The sequence below is a fragment of the Sphingobium limneticum genome (genome assembly GCF_008710165.1).
Lineage (GTDB): Bacteria > Pseudomonadota > Alphaproteobacteria > Sphingomonadales > Sphingomonadaceae > Sphingobium > Sphingobium limneticum.
The window spans coordinates 39,653-58,137 of record NZ_VYQA01000002.1 but is presented as its reverse complement, the minus strand read 5'-3'; the positions used below and the strand labels follow the sequence as shown (position 1 = coordinate 58,137).

General features: G+C 63.9%; 18 protein-coding genes and 3 tRNA genes. 11 read left to right on the top strand and 10 right to left on the bottom strand.

Annotated features, from left to right (window positions below; genetic code table 11):
• Nucleotide 1 precedes the first annotated feature (1 nt).
• On the top strand, nt 2-547 hold the full coding sequence (locus F4U95_RS02330) for a nucleoside 2-deoxyribosyltransferase domain-containing protein (RefSeq protein ID WP_150424437.1): 546 nt from the start codon (nt 2-4) through the stop codon (nt 545-547).
• 180 nt (nt 548-727) lie between these two features.
• Nucleotides 728-1,672 (top strand): glutaminase, encoded by a 945-nt coding sequence (locus F4U95_RS02325; RefSeq protein ID WP_170267466.1) that lies wholly within the window; start codon nt 728-730, stop codon nt 1,670-1,672.
• 98 nt (nt 1,673-1,770) lie between these two features.
• On the opposite strand, the gene F4U95_RS02320 is transcribed toward F4U95_RS02325, so the two are convergent.
• From F4U95_RS02320 to aroA, 6 genes are all read right to left on the bottom strand, one after another.
• A complete protein-coding gene (locus tag F4U95_RS02320; protein ID WP_120249752.1) occupies nt 1,771-3,555 on the bottom strand; it encodes a cation:proton antiporter domain-containing protein in 1,785 nt (594 codons plus the stop codon).
• 68 nt (nt 3,556-3,623) lie between these two features.
• A tRNA-Leu gene (locus F4U95_RS02315) sits at nt 3,624-3,709 on the bottom strand.
• Between the two features lie 195 nt (nt 3,710-3,904).
• The gene (gene ihfB / locus F4U95_RS02310; RefSeq protein WP_120249753.1) at nt 3,905-4,192 is read right to left on the bottom strand and encodes an integration host factor subunit beta; all 288 of its coding nucleotides are present in this window, start codon (nt 4,190-4,192) and stop codon (nt 3,905-3,907) included.
• 177 nt (nt 4,193-4,369) lie between these two features.
• Nucleotides 4,370-6,082, bottom strand: coding sequence for a 30S ribosomal protein S1 (gene rpsA / locus F4U95_RS02305; protein WP_120249754.1), 1,713 nt, complete (start codon nt 6,080-6,082; stop codon nt 4,370-4,372).
• Between the two features lie 175 nt (nt 6,083-6,257).
• Nucleotides 6,258-6,887: a (d)CMP kinase gene (cmk, locus tag F4U95_RS02300; RefSeq protein WP_150424436.1), complete on the bottom strand. Its 630-nt coding sequence runs from the start codon at nt 6,885-6,887 to the stop codon at nt 6,258-6,260.
• The gene (aroA, locus tag F4U95_RS02295) at nt 6,884-8,224 is read right to left on the bottom strand and encodes a 3-phosphoshikimate 1-carboxyvinyltransferase (protein ID WP_150424435.1); all 1,341 of its coding nucleotides are present in this window, start codon (nt 8,222-8,224) and stop codon (nt 6,884-6,886) included. The genes cmk and aroA overlap by 4 nt, the downstream gene beginning before the upstream one ends.
• A gap of 147 nt (nt 8,225-8,371) precedes the next feature.
• Here aroA and F4U95_RS02290 point away from each other — a divergent pair, with 147 nt between their 5' ends.
• The 4 genes from F4U95_RS02290 (at nt 8,372) to F4U95_RS02275 (ending at nt 9,779) form a co-directional block, all read left to right on the top strand.
• Complete coding sequence (locus tag F4U95_RS02290) at nt 8,372-8,704, top strand: TIGR02300 family protein (protein ID WP_093084864.1); 333 nt, start codon at nt 8,372-8,374, stop codon at nt 8,702-8,704.
• Between the two features lie 87 nt (nt 8,705-8,791).
• Nucleotides 8,792-8,867, top strand: a tRNA-Ala gene (locus F4U95_RS02285).
• A 166-nt stretch (nt 8,868-9,033) separates the two neighbouring features.
• Nucleotides 9,034-9,109, top strand: a tRNA-Ala gene (locus F4U95_RS02280).
• 151 nt (nt 9,110-9,260) lie between these two features.
• Nucleotides 9,261-9,779, top strand: coding sequence for a GAF domain-containing protein (locus F4U95_RS02275; protein ID WP_150424434.1), 519 nt, complete (start codon nt 9,261-9,263; stop codon nt 9,777-9,779).
• On the opposite strand, the gene F4U95_RS02270 is transcribed toward F4U95_RS02275, so the two are convergent.
• Nucleotides 9,767-12,043: an ATP-dependent helicase gene (locus F4U95_RS02270; RefSeq protein ID WP_120249758.1), complete on the bottom strand. Its 2,277-nt coding sequence runs from the start codon at nt 12,041-12,043 to the stop codon at nt 9,767-9,769. The two genes, F4U95_RS02275 and F4U95_RS02270, sit on opposite strands and share 13 nt — an antisense overlap.
• Nucleotides 12,044-12,159: 116 nt before the next feature.
• Between F4U95_RS02270 and F4U95_RS02265 the strand changes: the two genes are divergently transcribed.
• Entirely contained in the window at nt 12,160-12,558 is a 399-nt protein-coding gene (locus F4U95_RS02265) for a GFA family protein (RefSeq protein ID WP_150424433.1), read from the top strand.
• Nucleotides 12,559-12,685: 127 nt separating this feature from the next.
• Complete coding sequence (locus tag F4U95_RS02260; protein ID WP_150424432.1) at nt 12,686-13,144, top strand: Fe-S oxidoreductase; 459 nt, start codon at nt 12,686-12,688, stop codon at nt 13,142-13,144.
• Nucleotides 13,145-13,249: 105 nt separating this feature from the next.
• Here F4U95_RS02260 and rsmD read toward each other — a convergent pair whose 3' ends face one another.
• Together rsmD and F4U95_RS02250 are read right to left on the bottom strand one after the other, a co-directional pair.
• The gene (rsmD, locus tag F4U95_RS02255) at nt 13,250-13,789 is read right to left on the bottom strand and encodes a 16S rRNA (guanine(966)-N(2))-methyltransferase RsmD (RefSeq protein WP_150424431.1); all 540 of its coding nucleotides are present in this window, start codon (nt 13,787-13,789) and stop codon (nt 13,250-13,252) included.
• Entirely contained in the window at nt 13,786-14,784 is a 999-nt protein-coding gene (locus F4U95_RS02250; protein ID WP_150424747.1) for a pseudouridine synthase, read from the bottom strand. Before F4U95_RS02250 ends, rsmD begins: the two co-directional genes overlap by 4 nt.
• A gap of 588 nt (nt 14,785-15,372) precedes the next feature.
• Here F4U95_RS02250 and F4U95_RS02245 point away from each other — a divergent pair.
• From F4U95_RS02245 to F4U95_RS02235, 3 genes are all read left to right on the top strand, one after another.
• Entirely contained in the window at nt 15,373-15,831 is a 459-nt protein-coding gene (locus tag F4U95_RS02245) for a response regulator (RefSeq protein ID WP_120249762.1), read from the top strand.
• Between the two features lie 76 nt (nt 15,832-15,907).
• The gene (locus tag F4U95_RS02240) at nt 15,908-17,242 is read left to right on the top strand and encodes an AmpG family muropeptide MFS transporter (protein WP_246171469.1); all 1,335 of its coding nucleotides are present in this window, start codon (nt 15,908-15,910) and stop codon (nt 17,240-17,242) included.
• 14 nt (nt 17,243-17,256) lie between these two features.
• Nucleotides 17,257-18,006 (top strand): tetratricopeptide repeat protein, encoded by a 750-nt coding sequence (locus F4U95_RS02235; protein ID WP_150424430.1) that lies wholly within the window; start codon nt 17,257-17,259, stop codon nt 18,004-18,006.
• Here F4U95_RS02235 and F4U95_RS02230 read toward each other — a convergent pair.
• Nucleotides 18,003-18,443, bottom strand: a complete 441-nt coding sequence (locus F4U95_RS02230; RefSeq protein WP_150424429.1) for a DUF6628 family protein — start codon at nt 18,441-18,443, stop codon at nt 18,003-18,005. The two genes, F4U95_RS02235 and F4U95_RS02230, sit on opposite strands and share 4 nt — an antisense overlap.
• Nucleotides 18,444-18,485: the final 42 nt, after the last annotated feature.

Below are 18,485 nucleotides of genomic sequence, written 5' to 3'. Positions count from 1 at the left end.
CATGCTGCGCCTGTTTCTGACATCGCTGCTGCTGGCAACGCCCATGGCCGCGCAGGCAGCCGACGCGGTAACGATCACCTCGCCCCGGCCTTTGCCTGCCGCGCATGACCGCGCCCGCCTGTTTCTGGGCGGCAGCATCGACATGGGGAAAGCGACCGACTGGCAACGCGACATGATCGCCGCGCTGGCGGATGAGCGGGTCGCCATCCTCAATCCCCGCCGTCCCGACTGGAACCCGGCCTGGAAGCCGGAGGCCAGCGACCCCAATTTTCGCGAACAGGTGGAATGGGAACTGGCCGCACTGGACAGTGCGGATATCATCATCCTCTATTTCGCGCCGGGATCGCAAAGCCCGGTCAGCCTGCTCGAAATGGGCCTGCATGCCCGATCGGGGAAGCTCATCATCTTCTGTCCGGATGGCTATTGGCGGAAGGGCAATGTCGATATCACGGCAGAGCGTCATGGTGCGCATCAAGTGTCGTCCTTCGACGCCCTGCTGCGCGAAGTGCGGGCACGGATCGGGCAGGTCAATCGCGGCTTGCACTGATGCCAGGACATAAAATTTGGCTGATGGTGGGAAGTTGTTCCCCGGCGCAGGCCGGGGTCCAGTCCCTCGCCCTGAATTGGAGCGCGGCCTGCGCCGGGGTACGCAGAGCCATAGATTCACATCATCGGGCACATTTTCTGCCTCTGTCCTAAAGGCGCCGGCTTGGGCTAAAGCCATGTCATGGCCATAGATCTTTCCGACCTGCTCACTGACATCGTCGCCACCATGGCATCCGCCGAGGATCGCGGGCAAGTCGCAAGCTACATCCCCGAACTGGCCAAGGTCGATGCCGCGCAATTCGGCATCGCCATCGCGACGGCCGACGGGCGGGTGCGGACCGGGGGCGATGCGGACTCCGGCTTTTCGATCCAGTCGATATCGAAGGTGTTCGCCCTCACGCTGGCGCTGGGCAAGGTCGGCGATCAGCTATGGGATCGGGTCGGGCGGGAGCCTTCGGGCAATGCCTTCAACTCGATCGTGCAGTTGGAACAGGAGCAGGGCATCCCGCGCAATCCGTTCATCAATGCAGGTGCGATCGTCGTGTCGGACGTCAATCTGGGCGGGCATCAGCCGCGCGTGGCGATCGGCGAAATGCTGCGCTTCGTCCGCTATCTGACCGGTGAAGACGATATCATCATCAATGAGGATGTCGCCACGTCCGAAACGGCGACCGGCTTTCGCAATATGGCGCTCGCCAATTATATGCGCGCTTTCGGCAATGTGCGGCATCCGGTCGACCTGGTGCTGGGCAGCTATTTCCACCAGTGCGCGATCGAGATGAGCTGTCGGCAACTGGCGCTCGCCGGGCGCTATCTGATGCTGGACGGGCGGCATCCCGATGGGGGCAGGGTGGTGTCGCCCAGCCGCGCGCGGCGTATCAATGCGCTGATGCTGACCTGCGGCCATTATGATGCGTCGGGCGACTTCGCCTTTCGCGTCGGTATTCCCGGCAAGTCGGGCGTGGGTGGCGGCATCCTCGCCATCGTGCCGGGCCGTGCGTCCATCGCGGTCTGGTCGCCGGGCCTTAACGCCAGCGGCAATAGTCAGCTTGGCACGCAGGCGCTGGAAATGCTGGCGCGGCGCACCGGATGGTCGGTATTCAGTCCGCCGGAAGAGGGGGATTAGAGCATCATCCGATTATAGTGAATCGGATGATGCTCTAATTTGCTTTTGTTTGCCGCATCCTGCGAGCCGTCGGCTGTTCCAGTCGACTTCAGAATGCTCTAGCCCACCTCATCCGCGCGCAGCCGGCGTAGCTTGGGCGCGGTTTCCATCTGCGCGGCTTCCTTGATCCCCACGCGCAGATCTTCGCGCATCTGGTGGATCGACGCGATCACCGGCCCCATCGCAACGCCCAGATCCACCAGCGCGGTTTCCGCCAGTTGCAGCGAGCTTTCCAGCGTTTCGGGTACCGCGTCGCTGGCGCCGGCCTTGTAGAGTTGCGCGGCATGATCGGTATCGCGCGCGCGCGCGATGATCGGCAGGTCGGGCACCCATCCGCGCACCCGCTTGGTCACGCGTACCGATAGCACCGGGTCGTCCATGGTCAGGATCAGAGCACGGGCATGGCCGAGGCGCAGGCGATCCAGCATTTCCGCGCGCGCGACGTCGCCGAACAGGATCGGATAGCCCAGCCGCCGTGCCTCCGCGACCACGTCGGGGTCCGATTCGACGACGATGAAGCGCTGCTTGTGAGTCTTCAGCAGGTCGCACACCATGCGTCCGACCCGGCCGAAGCCGATGATGACCGCCGCCGCTTCGGTATGTTCTTCCGTCGCTTCGATCGTTTCCTCGCCCAAAGCGGTTTCCAGCCGGCGGGCGATGTCATGACCGATCCGTGCCAGCAGCGGCGTGATGGTCAGGCCGATGGCCGTCACGATCTGCCAGAAGGCGGCGGTGGACGGCAGGATCAATTGCGCCGCCGACGCCGCCGACAGCACGATCAATGTGGTTTCCGACGGGCTGGACATCAGCACGCCGACCTCCAGCGCCACGCCCTTGCGCGCGCCGGAGAAGTAGAGCAGCGCGCCGGTCACCAGCGTCTTGGCCAATACCACGCCGACCACCGCCATCACCAGGCTGGGCCAGTTGGCCAGGATCACGCGAATGTCCAGGCTCATGCCCACGGTGATCAGGAATACGCCCAGTGCCAGCCCCTTGAACGGGGCGGTCATCACCTCGACCTCGCTATGATAGTCCGTCTCGGCAATCAGCAGGCCGGCAAGCAGCGCACCGACGATGGGGGACAGGCCGGCGATCGACGTCGCCAGGCTGGAGACGATGACCACCAGCAGGCTGGCCGCCAGAAAGACTTCCGGGCTTTTGGTGCGCGCTGCCTGACTGAACATATGGGGCAGGAAGACCCGGCCCAGCACCAGCATCACCGCGATGGTGATGCCGCCCTTCATCAACGTATTGGCCATTTCGCCCCAGGCGCCGTCGGGACTGGCCGCGACGGAAGGGGCGAGGGCGCCCAGCATGAAGATGATCGGCACCAGCGCCAGATCTTCGAACAGCAGCATGGAAAAGGCCGCGCGGCCGACCGCGCTTTGCGTGCCGACCATCGGCAGCACCACGGCAGTGGACGAAAGGGCGAGCGCCAGGCCAAGGCCGATGGCGCCGGCGGTGGGCTGCCCCAGGAAATAGAGGCCCATGGCGATCAGCAGCGCGCCGCCGATCAATTCCGTCGCACCGACGCCGAACACCTGCGCGCGCATCGTCCACAGGCGTCGGAAACTCAGTTCCAGCCCGATGGAAAAGAGCAATAATATGACGCCCAGCTCGGCAAACGGCTCGATCGCCGCCCGGTTCGATATGGTGACATGATAAAGCCAAGGATATTGGTCGACCAGCGACCCCAGACCCGCCGGGCCGACCGCCAAGCCGACCAGGATGAAGCCGATGACGGGGCTGATGCGAAAACGGGCGAATCCGGGAATGACGAGCCCTGCGGCCCCCAGGATGACGAGGGAGTCGCTGAAACTGTTGGGATTGATTGCACCGGCCATGACCGCACCATCGCGGCAACTGGCCGCAATAGCCAGTCCTTTGGTAGGAAAAAGCTTGTCATCTTTGCTGGTGCGGACGGCGGGACTTGAACCCGCATTTCCAGGGGAAGGCGGATTTTAAGTCCGCTGCGTCTACCGATTTCGCCACGTCCGCATGGCTTTGTCGCCAGGCAGCGCCTCAGTGGCGGCTGGCGGCCGGCAGGTCAAGGGTGATCGAGCAACAGCCCGATCTCCGGAGCAGGCTGCGTCAAATACGAAGCGGATCGCCTGCTCCAGATTTTTTGTTTTCGCATCGTTTTAAGCGAAAAACCGGTTTCCACTTTTCCGCACGATGCTCTGGATCATCGACTCAGGCGTCCTTGCCGTTCAGCCGTTCGCGCATTTCCTTGCCCGGCTTGAAATAGGGGACGCGCTTGGCATCCACCGGCACCTGTTCGCCGGTGCGTGGATTGCGCCCGGTGCGGGCATCGCGTGCGCGGGTGGTGAATGCGCCGAAACCGCGCAATTCGACACGACCGCCCGTGGACAGTCGATCGACAATCTCCCGGAAGAAAAGATCGACGATCTTTTCTACTTCCGGCAAGCTCAGCCCAGGATTTTCCTCGGCCAGTTTCTGGATCAGTTCCGAACGGATCATTGGTTCTCCAGCGCCCCTCTGCTGTGCCCCTGCTTCGTCATAGAGAATCCGCAAGGCGTTGACAATCGGGCAACAAGCCAGTCGTTACGTTTCCACAAGAAAGATCGTGCCGGGACATGAAAAAGCCCGCCGAACCTAAGTCCGGCGGGCCATTTTTCTTCAGTAGCGAAAGAAGACTTAGCCTTCCGTCTTCGCCTTGAGCGCTTCGCCCAGAATGTCGCCCAGCGACGCGCCGCTGTCGGACGAGCCGTACTGCGCGACAGCCTGCTTCTCTTCAGCGATCTGCATCGCCTTGACCGAGAAGGTCGGCTTCTTGGCGCGGTCGAAACCGGTCACCATGGCGTCGAACTTCTGGCCGACCTGGAAGCGTTCCGGACGCTGTTCGTCACGGTCGCGGCCAAGGTCGCTGCGCTTGATGAAGCCGGCAGCGCCGTCTTCGCCAGCCTGGACTTCCAGGCCGCCGTCGCGGACTTCAAGAACCGTCACGGTGACGATCGAGTTCTTGTTGAGGCCGGCAGCCGCAGCAGCGGTGCCACCAGCGGCCGGACCGCCACGCTCAAGCTGCTTCATGCCGAGGCTGATGCGTTCCTTCTCGACGTCGATGTCGAGAACGACAGCCTGAACGGCCTCGCCCTTGCGGTGCAGGGCCAGGGCGTCTTCGCCCGAAATGCCCCATGCGATGTCCGACATGTGGACCATGCCGTCCACGTCGCCGTCCAGGCCGATGAACAGACCGAATTCGGTCGCATTCTTGACTTCGCCTTCGACGGTCGAGCCGATCGGGTGACGCTCTGCAAAGCTGTCCCACGGGTTCGACTGGGCCTGCTTGAGGCCGAGCGAGATGCGGCGCTTTTCGGGATCGACTTCCAGAACCAGAACTTCGACTTCCTGGCTGGTCGAAACGATCTTGCCGGGGTGGACGTTCTTCTTGGTCCAGGACATTTCCGAAACATGGACCAGACCTTCGATGCCGGCTTCCAGCTCGACGAACGCACCATATTCGGTGATGTTCGTGACGCGGCCCGACAGCTTGGCGCCGACCGGGTACTTGGCGCTGGCGCCTTCCCACGGATCGCTTTCCAGCTGCTTCATGCCGAGCGAAATGCGCTGCGTGTCGCGGTTGATGCGGATGATCTGGACACGGACGGTGTCGCCGATGTTGATCATCTCGTTCGGGTGGTTGATGCGCTTGTACGACAGGTCGGTGACGTGCAGCAGGCCATCGATACCGCCCAGGTCAACGAACGCACCATAGTCGGTGATGTTCTTGACGACGCCTTCGATGATCTGACCTTCGGCCAGCGTCTGGATGAGGCCCGAACGCTGTTCGGCGCGGGTTTCTTCCAGAATGGCGCGACGCGACACGACGATGTTGCCGCGGCGGCGATCCATCTTGAGGATCTGGAAGGGCTGCGGAATGTCCATCAGCGGGGTGACGTCGCGCACGGGGCGGATGTCGACCTGCGAACCGGGCAGGAACGCCACGGCGCCGTCGAGGTCGACGGTGAAGCCACCCTTGACGCGGCCGAAGATGACGCCTTCGACGCGGGCGCTCTCGGTGAACTCGCTTTCCAGCTTGTCCCAGGCGGCTTCGCGGCGAGCGCGGTCACGCGACAGCATGGCTTCGCCATGGGCGTTTTCGACGCGGTCGACATAGACTTCGACTTCGTCGCCGACCTTCAGGTCAGCCTTCTGGCCCGGCGCAGCGAATTCGCGCAGCGGCACGCGGCCTTCCGACTTCAAACCTACGTCGATGACGGCCAGGTCGTTTTCGATGGCGGTAACGGTGCCCTTGACGACGCGGCCTTCAAAGCCGCCGTCTTCACCACCGAGAGAATCATTGAGAAGCGCGGCGAAATCGTCGCGCGAGGGGAATGCCGTAGAGGCCATGGTTGGTCCTTCACTCATCATTGCTGGCCAATCGGTTGTATCCGATGGTCTTTGGCCAAACCACGCGCCGGACCGAATATCCGCCGCGTATCCAAAGGGTTACGGCCGTGAAACGCGCAGGCGAGATAAGCGAAAAGGGCGCCCGGAAACTCCGCGCGCCTTGTCGGGTCATCCCTCAGGGGCGACCTTCAAGCTGAGCGTCCACAAGCGCGATCGCCCGCTGGACGGCCGCGTCTATAGTCAAATCGCTCGTATCTAGCAAGTCCGCGCCCGGCGCCTGCTTGAGCGGGGCATGGTCGCGGCTCATGTCGCGGGTATCGCGAGCCTGAATGTCGGCGATCAGGCTATCCATATCGGGATGGCCGCCATGGCCAAGCGCATCCTTGAAACGGCGATCGGCGCGCACCTGCACGCTGGCAGTGACGAAGATCTTGGCATCGGCATCGGGGGCGATGACCGTGCCGATATCGCGCCCGTCCAGGATCGCGCCGCCCGGTTGAGTGGCGAAGTCGCGCTGCCGTTCGATCAGCGCATCGCGCACGCTCTGATGCACGGACACGCGCGACGCCAGGCTGCCGACCGCTTCGCTGCGCAGTGCCGGGTCGGACAGGATATCGTCGTCGAAGCCGGCGGCGGCGAGCGCATCGGCCTCAAGATCCGGGTCGCCGCCTGCTTTCAGAACGGACAGGCCGACCGCGCGGTAGAGCAGGCCGGTATCCAGTACGGGCAGGTCATAATGGCGGCCCAGCGCCTTGGCGATGGTGCCCTTGCCCGATGCGGCGGGTCCGTCGACGGCGATGATCATGCGATCGCGCCCAGCGACTGAAGCAAGGGCAGGAAGGTCGGGAAGCTGGTCGCGACCGGGCGCATATCGTCGATGGTGACGCCATCCTTCGATATGAGGCCGGCGACCGCGAAGCTCATGGCGATGCGATGGTCCAGCTTGGTCGCGATCGGCCCGCCGCCGGGCAGGAGCGTGCCGCCGCTGCCCTCGATGATGATGCCGTCTTCCAGTTCCTCGACGGTGACGCCGATCGCGCGCAGCCCCTGCGCCATGGTGGCGATGCGGTCGGATTCCTTGACCCGCAATTCGTCCAGCCCGCGGAAGATGCTGCGCCCTTGTGCAAAAGCGGCAGCGATGAAGGCGACGGGATATTCGTCGATCATGCTCGGCGCGCGGGCGGGGTCGGGTTCGACGCCCTTTAAGTCCGACGCGGTGACGATCAGGTCGCCGACCGGCTCGCCACCCACTTCACGGGCATTCACCACCTCGATCGATCCACCCATTTCGCGCAGCAGGTCGATCAGGCCGGCGCGCGTGCCGTTAAGACCCACATTGGCGATCGTCACCTGCGACCCCGGCACCAGAAGCGCCGCGACCATCGGGAAAGCGGCAGAGGAGGGGTCGCCCGGCACGACGATATTCTGCGGCTTCAATTCCGCTTCGCCGACCAGCGTGATGATGCGCGTACCGTCCGCCTGCGTCTCGACATTCAGGTCCGCGCCGAAGCCCTTGAGCATCCGCTCGCTATGGTCACGCGTGGGGATCGGCTCGACCACGCGGGTGATGCCCGGCGTATTGAGGCCGGCCAGCAGAATCGAGGATTTCACCTGCGCTGACGCGACGGGCAGGGTGTAGTCCAGCGGTACGGCCGGGCAGGCGCCCTTCATCGTCAGCGGCAGGCGGTCGCCGGGACTGGTCGTGAAGCTGGCGCCGATGCGCGACAGCGGATCGGTGACGCGCGCCATCGGTCGCTTGCTCAGCGATGCGTCGCCCACGAAGGTCGCGGTCAGGTCATGGCTGGCGAGCAGGCCCATCAACAGGCGCGTCGATGTACCGCTATTGCCCATGTCCAGCGCGGTTTCGGGCTGGAGCAGGCCGCCGACGCCAACGCCATGAATATGCCATACCCCATCGTCGTCGCGCTCGATCGTCGCGCCCATCGCCCGCATGGCGGCGGCGGTGGCCAGCACATCCTCGCCCTCCAGCAGGCCTTCGACCCGGCTTTCGCCCACGGCCAGCGCCGACAGCATCAGCGACCGGTGGGAAATGCTTTTGTCGCCCGGCACGGTGACGCTGCCCGCCAAGGCTGGCGCGGCGGAGAAGGTGCGGGGGGTGGCTTGATCGTCATGCTGGGTCACGGGGTATCCATTGTGTTGGAACCGAAAAAATGCGAGCGGCTTTTGACAGCGCGATCCCGCTATGGCAAGGCGCCCGACGTTTCGCGGGCAACAAGCGTTGCGCCGCGTGATTTCTGTTTGAAGCATCGAAGAAGGAACAGGCCGGACATGGTGAAGGCTGAATGGGGCACGAAGCGGACCTGCCCAAAATGCGCGACTCGCTTCTACGACCTGGGCAAGGACGATCCGGTCACCTGCATCAATTGCAACAGTGCCTGGGAACCGGAACCGGTGCTGAAATCGAAGCAGCCGCTGCCTTATGAGGAAGCGGCGCCCAAGAAGGTGATCGAAACCGCAGATGGTGAGCTGGAAACGGCTGACGACGATCTGGACATCGACGTCGATGACGACGGCGATTCGCCGGATAATGACGTCGATCTGGGTGGTGACGACGACCTGGGCGTCGATGCCGCCGGTGACGACGACAACGACGATAATTAAGTGAAATTTCTGCTTGCCAACGGGGTCGGACGACCCTAGAGGCAGCGACCTCCGAGGCGCCGAACCCAAGCGGCGCCTCACTGGTACGGGGCCTTAGCTCAGCTGGGAGAGCGCCTGCATGGCATGCAGGAGGTCAGCGGTTCGATCCCGCTAGGCTCCACCAATTTTTCGGGATCAGAAAATGTCCGGGGGACATTTTCCCGAAAAATTCCCGAACGCAAGTGAGGGGAAAGGACGAGAAGTTATCCCTGACTTCGCGTTTATACATAAGACCGACGGCATTGCCGGACATGGTCTGACCATGATGTGACGGCCAGGCCGCACAGGATGGGGCCTTAGCTCAGCTGGGAGAGCGCCTGCATGGCATGCAGGAGGTCAGCGGTTCGATCCCGCTAGGCTCCACCAATTTTCATCAAATTCCATATGCAGGACCACACGCCTTCTTGCGTCGCTGTCAGCGCCATCGCCGCTGCCATTGCCATTGCCATTGCGATTCTCTCCCTCCGCCACAGCCTCCCCACTGGCCAAGGGCGCGCTTTCCTGCCATTCGACGGGTATGAAGGATGAATTAGCCGTTCAGGCCGCCGCGCAGGGCGATGACGACGCGATCCGCGCCATATTGGTGCGCCTGTGCCAGGCGACGCATATGGGCTTTGCTGCCGTGGCGCGTGTGACCGAAGATCGGTGGATCGCCTGCCAGGTGCTGGACCAGATCGCCTTCGGGCTGGAACCCGGCGCGGAACTGGAGGTGCAGATGACCATCTGCAACGATATCCGGCAGACCGAAAATTATGTGGTGATCGATCATGTCGATGCCGACATCGCTTGGCAACGGCATCCGGTGCCGCGCTTCTACGGTTTCAAAAGCTACGCCTCTTTCCCGCTGATCCTGTCGGACGGCAGCTTTTATGGCACGCTTTGCGCGATCGATCCCGAACCGCGCCTGATCAGCAATGCGGCGACAGTGGCGACCATCGAAGGGTTCGCCAAAGATGTCACTACTATCCTGTCCGCCAAACTCTGCGCCGCACCGGAATCGATATCGGCGTCAGCATCCCGCCCTCAAGCCGGCTGAACGAAACTGTCCATCACGCGCTTGCGCCCAGCCGTTTCGAAATCGATCTCCAGCTTGTTGCCCTCGATCTCCGCAACGCTGCCATAGCCGAATTTCTGGTGGAAGACGCGTAGGCCGATGCTCATGTCGTTGCGCCCCTTATTGCCCAGCGACACGGCCGATGCCCGCGCCTCCACGATCCGCACCGGTTCCTTGCTGAATTGGCCGGTGGATTGCGCCCGCTGCCAGCCTGGCCCGCGTCCGCTGCCGCGCGCGACATTGGCGAAGGGGTCGTCCCGTTCCGACCAGTTGGCTCGCCATAAAGATGCACCGCCCGACATGCTGCTTTCCGATTCGACATGTTCGGGCGGCAATTCGCCGACGAATCGCGACGGGATGCTGCTGGTCCATTGCCCATAGATGCGGCGATTGGCGGCGTGCAGGATGGTGCAGCGCTTGCGCGCGCGCGTAATCGCCACATAGGCAAGCCGCCGTTCCTCCTCCAGGCTGTTGAGGCCGCCTTCGTCCAGCGCGCGCTGCGACGGGAAGATGCCTTCCTCCCAACCGGCCAGAAACACCGTGTCGAACTCCAGCCCCTTGGCGGCGTGGATGGTCATGATCGTGATCTTGCGCTCGTCCGCCTGCGCTTCATTGTCCATGACGAGGGAGACATGCTCCAGGAAGGCGCCCAGCGTCTCATATTCTTCCATCGCGCGGGCGAGTTCGGACAGGTTTTCCAGCCGCCCGGCGCTTTCGGTCGTGCGTTCGGCCTGCAACATGGCGGTATAGCCGCTCTCGTCCAATATCTGCCGCGCCAGTTCGGCATGGGGCAGTTGCCCGGCCCGATCGCGCCAGCGCGCCAGATCGCCAATGAAATTGCCCAGCGACCGTCGCGCCTGCGGCGTCAACTCATCGGTGTCCAGGATGCGCGCCGCCGCCAGCGCCAGCGGTATGCCTTCCGCGCGTGCCAGCCGGTGCAATTTCTCCACCGCCTTGTCGCCAAGCCCGCGCTTGGGCACGTTGACGATGCGTTCGAACGCCAGATCGTCGGCAGGCTGGTTCACCAGCCGCAAATAGGCCAGCGCATCGCGAATTTCGGCGCGCTCGTAGAAACGGAAGCCGCCGACGATGCGATAGGGCAGGCCGATCTGGATGAACCGGTCTTCGAACTCGCGGGTCTGATGCTGGGCGCGGACCAGGATCGCCACTTCGTCCAGCGAGCCGCCGCTACGCTCGACCGCTTCAATCTCTTCGCCGACGCGTCGCGCTTCCTCCGGCCCGTCCCATATGCCGACGACCTTCACCTTTTCGCCGACATCGATATCGGTCCACAGCGTCTTGCCCAGGCGATTGCCATTTTCCGCAATCACGCCGGATGCCGCACCCAGGATATGCGGCGTGGAGCGATAATTCTGCTCCAGCCGGATGATGGTCGCGCCGGGAAAATCCTTTTCGAACCGCAGGATATTGGCGACTTCTGCGCCGCGCCACGAATAGATGGACTGATCATCGTCGCCCACGCAGCAGATATTCTTGCGCGTCTGCGCCAGCAGCCGCAGCCATAGATATTGGCTGCTGTTGGTGTCCTGATATTCGTCCACCATGATGTAGCGGAATTTCTGCTGATATTGCTCCAGCACGTCGCGATGCGTCTTCAAAATCGTGAGAGTGTGGAGCAGCAAGTCGCCGAAATCACACGCATTTACATCGCGCAGTCGGGCCTGATAGGCGGCGTAAAGCTTCTGCCCCTTGCCGTTGGCATATCCTTCCGCCTCGCCTGCGCCGACATCGGCTGGGGTCCAGCCCTTATTCTTCCACTGGTCGATCAGGCCCGCCAACTGCCGCACTGGCCAGCGTTTTTCGTCGATCCCCTCCGCCTGCACCAGTTGCTTGAGCAACCGCAGCTGATCGTCGGTGTCGAGGATGGTGAAATTGGATTGCAGGCCCACCAGTTCGGCATGGCGGCGCAGCATCTTGGCCGCGATGGCGTGGAAGGTACCGAGCCATGGCATGCCCTCCACCGCATCGCCGATCATCCGGCCGACCCGTGCGCGCATTTCCCGCGCCGCCTTGTTGGTAAAGGTCACCGCCAATATCTCGGACGGCCAGGCGCGGCGCGTGCCGATCAGATGCGCCAACCGCGCTGTAAGCGCCGCCGTCTTGCCCGTGCCGGCGCCGGCCAGCACCAGCACCGGTCCCTCCGTCGTCAGCACCGCCTCTCGCTGCGGCGGGTTCAACCCATCCAGATAGGGCGGATCATTGGGGGAGGGGGCAGGAACGGTCATATGGATCAACTAGGCATGGGATGGTGCATGGGCAAGGGGCGCGACGGGAACGGCCTCTTGCGGCGATGGGGCTTCTATGAGAACAAAAGGCGAATCATGCAAGGGAGCAAGGGACGATGCTGACGGGACGATGCCAGTGCGGGGCGATCCGCTACGAAGCGACCGGCGACCCGGCCTATAGCGCGCTGTGCCATTGCAAGGATTGTCGTGCCAGCGCCGGCGCGCCGATGGTCGGTTGGGCGTTGTTCCCGGAAGATGCGGTAAAGATCGAGGGAGAGGCGGTGCGCTACCAATCCTCCGAGCATGCGACGCGCCATTTCTGCGGCACTTGCGGCACCGGCGTCTTCTACACCAATCCCGTAGCTTTCCCCGGCGCGATCGATATCCAGACGGGAACGTTGGACGATCCGACCGCCCTGCCGCCCCAGGCGCAGATTCAGATGGCCGAAGCCCTGCCATGGGTGGAAAAGGCGCACGATCTGCCGTCGTTCGACCGCTATCCAGAAGGTCCATAAGCCGCAACGGCCGTTCGTCCTATCTTATGTATGCACCGTTTCACCGTCGGGATGGAACGGGGGTGTCACGACCGCTGTTTTGGTCCTGAACGGGGCGAAGAACAGAACATAGGAAAGGATGATCCCGATGAAATCCATCATGCTAGCTGGCGTTGCGATGTTGAGCTTCGCCGTAGCGGGCGGCTCGGCCATCGCACAGGATATGCCCGCACAGGGGAGCCAGCCGCCCGCCGACGCCATGACCCCTCCGGCTGAACCAGCCCCGGCCGATCCGGCTGCAACGCCGCCCTCGGCTCCGGTCGCGCCTGCCGCACCGGCTGCGTCTACCCCACCAACGCCACCGCAGCCTGACCCCAACGCCGGCCAGCCGACCGGCGCGGTTCCGGCCGATCCGGGCATGGCGCCAGCCCCCGCCGGCGTGCCGAAGGATCCATCGGCTCCGATGGGGTCGTCTTCCAATCCGGTCACAGTGGGTGGGAATATGACGCCCGCGCCAACCGAGGCGAAGGACTATCCGACCTGTACCCGCACCGTGCAGGACAGCTGCGTCAATCGCGGCGAAGCGCCCAAGGGGCGTAAGCGCTAACGAATTGCGAGCCGAGGCGGGCGGCCATCAGCGCCGCCCGCCTCGGCTCAAAAATGCAGTTTAACTGTCCAACTCGCTGTCTCGTTCGGAGCGAGTGGGCGAGTTTCACTCTTCGGCGCGCAGCAGTGTAATCCGCGCCTTGCCGACATCGCGCACGGTGTCGACGGCAAAACCCTTCACCACCACATCCTCGCGCCGGTCGGTTTCGATGCTGATCCAGCTGGCGGCGTTGGTCCAACCCAGCCGCGCCAGCTTGTCGAGCGCCACCTGGCCTGCGCCGGTGCCATAGGGCGGGTCCATGAAAATGAGGTCCAGCGGCCTGGACGCCGACCCCAGCGCCATGACGCTGGAGGCGCGGACGTCCGGGCGAATGCCCAGGCGCTCACCATTGGCGCGGATCGCGTCGAGCGCCGGCTTGTCCTGCTCGACGAACAGGCATGAGGCCGCACCGCGCGACAGAGCCTCGAACCCCAGCGCGCCCGACCCGGCGAAAAAGTCGCCCACCGCCAGCCCCTCGAACGATCCGATACGGCTGAGCAACATGGAAAACAGCGTCTCGCGCGTCCGGTCCCCGGTGGGGCGGGTCGCGTCACCCTTCGGCGCGGTCAAAGGACGGCCGCGCCATTGGCCCGAAATGATCCTCATGCGTCGCCGTCTCCGTCAACCTCGTTGCGGTCTGCGGTCTTGCCTGCGGTCTTCCCCGCATCCCGCAACATCTTGCGGAAATACGCCAGTTCATGCTCGCGCACTTCTTCGACCGCGCCGACCGGCAATTCGCCCAGATGGAAGGGGCCATAGCTGGTGCGGATCAGCCGGTTGACCTTGAGGTCCATATGTTCGAGCACGCGGCGAACTTCCCGGTTCTTGCCTTCGGTCAGGGTCATTTCGATCCACTGGTTGCGTCCGGTGCGGCGCTCCAGATTGGCCTCGATCGGGCCGTAGCGGATGCCGTCGATCTCCAGACCGTCGAACAGGTCTTCCAGTTGCTGCTGGCTGACCTCGCCAAAGGCGCGGGCGCGATAGGTGCGCGGCACGCCGGTTGCGGGCAATTCCATCTCGCGCTTGAAGCCGCCATCGGTGGTCAGCAGCAACAGCCCTTCCGTATTCATATCCAGTCGACCGATCGGCATGACGCGCGGCAGGTCGGCGGGCAGCCGGTCGTAGATGGTCGGCCGTCCTACCGGATCGCGCTCGGTGGTCAGATAGCCGGTCGGCTTGTGGAACAGGAACAGGCGCGTGGGTTCGGGCGCGGCGATCGCGACCTCGTCCACCGTAACGCCATGCAGCGACGTCAGCAGCGTGGCGGGCGTGTCGATGACGACGCCGTCCTTGGCGACGCGGCCTTCCTCGATCATCCGTTCGATTTCGCGGCGGGAGGCGACACCGGCGCGGGCCAGCAGCTTGGCGATGCGCTGCGGTTCACCCTTGCCTTCGCTGGCGGCGGCATGAGCGGGATGGGGATTGGCGGTCGGCGTCGGCCCCTTGCCGCGCGGGCGGCGGGGCGGATAGGATTTGACGACATTGTCACGCGGCCGGTCGGGCCGGCCACGTTCCTGCCGTGGGCCGTCCGATCGATCGGGGCGGCCGCGTTCCTGGCGTGGGCCGTCGGGCCGGGCGGGGCGTGCCCGTTCCTGCCGCACGCCATTCGGGCGGAAACCATCGCTGCCGGACCGTTCGGTCGCGGGGCGCTCGCTGCGCTGGCGCTCGGTCCGGGGACGATCGGTCCGGGGACGTTCGCCTTCGCTGCGAGGGCCGCGCGGCTTGGCGGCAGCATCGCGCGGACCGGCGCCACGGGCAGGACGTGCGCCGGCATCGCTCCTGCTGCGGTCCGGACGCTCGCCGCGTGGACGTTCCGCACGGCTATCGTCGCCCTTGTAGAAGCGGGGCTTTGCGTCGCCCCGTTCGGCATCACGGCCCGCGCCACGATCCGGAGATCCGCCGGTGCGTGGACCTGAACGTCCCTGGCTGGGGCCTCCCCGACCGGGGCCGGTCGGGCGTTTCGGACCGCCTGGTCCTCCCCTGCGGGGTGGTCCGGATTTTTTCGGCGGTTGCAACGGCGGATTCCTTTTCATGGGCACTGGCTATTCCCATATGGGATAAAAGCCAGCAACAGGTTGAATTGTGCCGCTCCGGCGCTTGGGCGAGGGGGACTGACCGTTCATCGGGCAACCCGGTGCGGGGGCGCGGCGTTTCATCGGGTGCATGGCGGAATCAGGGCGGATCGGCAAATGTTTTTCGGGCTGGTGAAAGAGGGAGGCGCTGTCTCGAAGCGCCGCAAGGCGATCCGCACCATTTTGGTGGTGGAGGATGAGCCGCTCGTCGCCTTCGACAATGAGCATACGCTGGCGCAGGCGGGCTATCGCATCGCCGCCACCGTGGACGATCATGACCATGCCGTCCGGGTAATGGACGAAGGCGGCGTCGATCTCGTCATCGCCGATGTCGCCATCCATGGTGAAAAGACCGGCATCGACGTCGCCCGCCATGCCGCCCTGTGTGGCCTGCCGGTGTTGTTCGTCACCGGCCGCTGTCCGGTGGAGGCGCGCACGCTGGCGGTCGGTTGCCTCGCCAAGCCCTACGCCCCGCGCGACCTGATCGCCGCGATCGGCGTGGTCGATGCGCTGCTGCGCGGCGCAAGGCGGCCAAAGCTTCCGCCGGGCCTCAGCCTGTTCGAGTTGCCGGGCTGATCGCCGCACAGCGGACTTGCTTGGCGGCGATCTGGTCATATGGTAGCCGCGAAACGGATGCCACCGGGGGATTTAAGTGACGGATATCGCCGAACAGCCGAAAAACTGGCGGGACGTCATGCGTCCCTATTTCCGGCCGATGCCGTTCGTCTCTTTGCTGATCGGCATATCCAGCGGCTTTCCGCTCATGTTGCTGCTCGGCACGATGGGCTATTGGCTGTCGAAGGTCGGTATCCAGAAATCGACCATCGGTTTCGCCATCGGCCTCACCACACCCTATACGCTGAAATGGTTGTGGGCGCCGCTGGTGGACAAGCTGCCCCTGCCAGTATTGACCCGCCTGTTCGGTCAGCGCCGCGCCTGGCTGTTCCTCATCCAACTGCTGCTGTTTTGCGCGATCTGGATGCTCGGCAGCAGCGACCCGGCCAATCATTTGGGCTATTTCGCTTTTTGCGCGATCCTCGTGTCCTTTCTCGGCGCGACGCAGGATATCGTCATCGACGCCTATCGCATCGAGATATTGAGCGATGAGGAAATGCCCTATGGCACGGCGACCAACCAGTTCGGCTACCGTCTGGGCGCCTTTTTTTCGGGGGTCGGCACGATCTTCCTGTATTCGCCCGAAACTGGCCTCGGCCTGGGATGGGCGATGGCTTATGGCCTGACCGGCTTCCTCGTCCTGCCCGGTGCGATCGGCGCATTGATGGCGGGACCGGGCATCTATGTCGATCGCCATGCCGAAATGGCCGGCAAGAGCATGGGCGTCTGGCTCAAGGAAACGGTGCTGAACCCGTTCATCGAGTTTCTGGGCCGTCGCGGGTCGGTGCTGATCCTGCTGTTCGTGTTGCTCTACAAGATTGGCGACGCGATGGGGCAGGGGATGCTCAATCCGATGATCGTCGATCTGGGCTTTAGCGATGCGGAATTCATCGCGATCAACAAGGTGGTGGGTTTCTGGGGGCTGATCGTGGGTACCGCGCTGGCCGCGCCGTTCATCGCCTGGCTCGGCATGGGGCGCGCGCTCTTCTGGTCCGGCCTGATGATGATGCTGAGCAACCTGACCTTCGTTGGCGTGGCGATGCATGGCCATTCCACCCTGTGGCTGACCATTGCGGTCGCGACGGAACAGGTGACGAGCGGCATCGGGCTGACCGTGTTCGTGACATACCTGTCAGGCCTGTCGAGCCTGGCCTATACGGCGACGCAGTTCGCGCTTCTATCCTCTTTCGCGGCCGTAGGGCGAACCTGGCTCGCTGCGCCGGCCGGTATCATCGCCGAACAGGCCGGATGGGTCGGCTTCTGGTTGATGACCGTCGTTGCTGCCTTACCGGGCATGCTGCTGCTGTGGATCATCTGGTACAAGGGGTTCGTGGTAGACAGCGTCAGGCAAGCCAGCACCCAGGACGACTGAACAAGGTTAGGGTCATGATCCTCATCGTCGCATCGCTTTGCGTTCAGATACTTTGCGCCATCCATGTCATCCGATCGAGCCGCAACCAGATCTGGCTGCTGTTCATCATGCTCTTTTCGCTGCTGGGCTGCTTTGCCTATCTGATGCTGGAGGTGCTGCCGCAGCATTGGAATAATCGCCATGTCCGTACCGCGCGGGCGCAGGTGGTGGGCAAGGTCGATCCGGAGCGGGCCGTGCGCGATGCGCAGCGCAATCTGGACCTTGCTGAAACCGCCGCCAATTATATCGCTCTTGGCGATGCGCAGGCCATTCGTCATCGCTATGCGGACGCGGAAAGCGCCTATCGCAAGGCGCTGGCGATGGGACCGGGCGGAGATTGGGGCACGCAGGTCAAAATGGCCGGCGTCCTGTTCGAGCGGGGCGAAAGCGCGGAGGCGCTACGCTTGCTGGATGCCGCGCCGGAGTTGGGCATGGGCAGCGAACGGGATCGGCGCGCCTTGCTCAGGGCGCGGATTTTGGCCGATCTCGGCCGAGCTGCCGAAGCGCGATTGCTGTTCGAGGATGTGATCGAGCGGATAGCAGGCGAGGAGGCGCGGTGCCATTATGTCGCCTTCCTGCTGCAACAAGGCGATCGTTATCGCGCCCGGTCGATCCTGGAGGAAGTGGAGCGGCGCGCCAAAAGAATGGACCTGACCCAGCGCGCGGCCCAGGCTGACATGTATCGCTGGGCCGGCGAGCAACTGGCCGAATTGCGGAAGGTTTAACCGGCGGCGTAGAGATCCAGCGGCCGGCCCAGATCGCTATGCGCGTGCGCCACCGCTTGCAGGCAGGTCAGTGCGCCCAGCGCATGGTCGTTGCCCAGCAATTCGCTCACCTGATCATAGGCGGCATTGGGGTCGCGCAGCGCATCGCCGGTCGCCTGCATCATCAGCGCTTCGTCCGCCGTCATGCGGGCGCAGCAGCACGGGGCGACCAATATCTTGCGGCTCGACGCGCGCGCCAGTTCCAGCATCATCGCGCGCATCAGCACCAAAGGCCGGCGATAGCTGCGTCCGAAGGCGCCCAGCATCGCATTAGCGGCATGGGCGTCGTTGACGCCCGCCGTCGCCATTCGGCGCATCACGAACAGGAACAGGCGATTGCCATAGCCGCCCGGAATGGGCCGGGGCAGGTCGAGGGGGGAGGTCTCTCCATAAGCCATAGAATCGCGCCTTCTGCGTTGGTCCGAGAAGGCTATCGTACG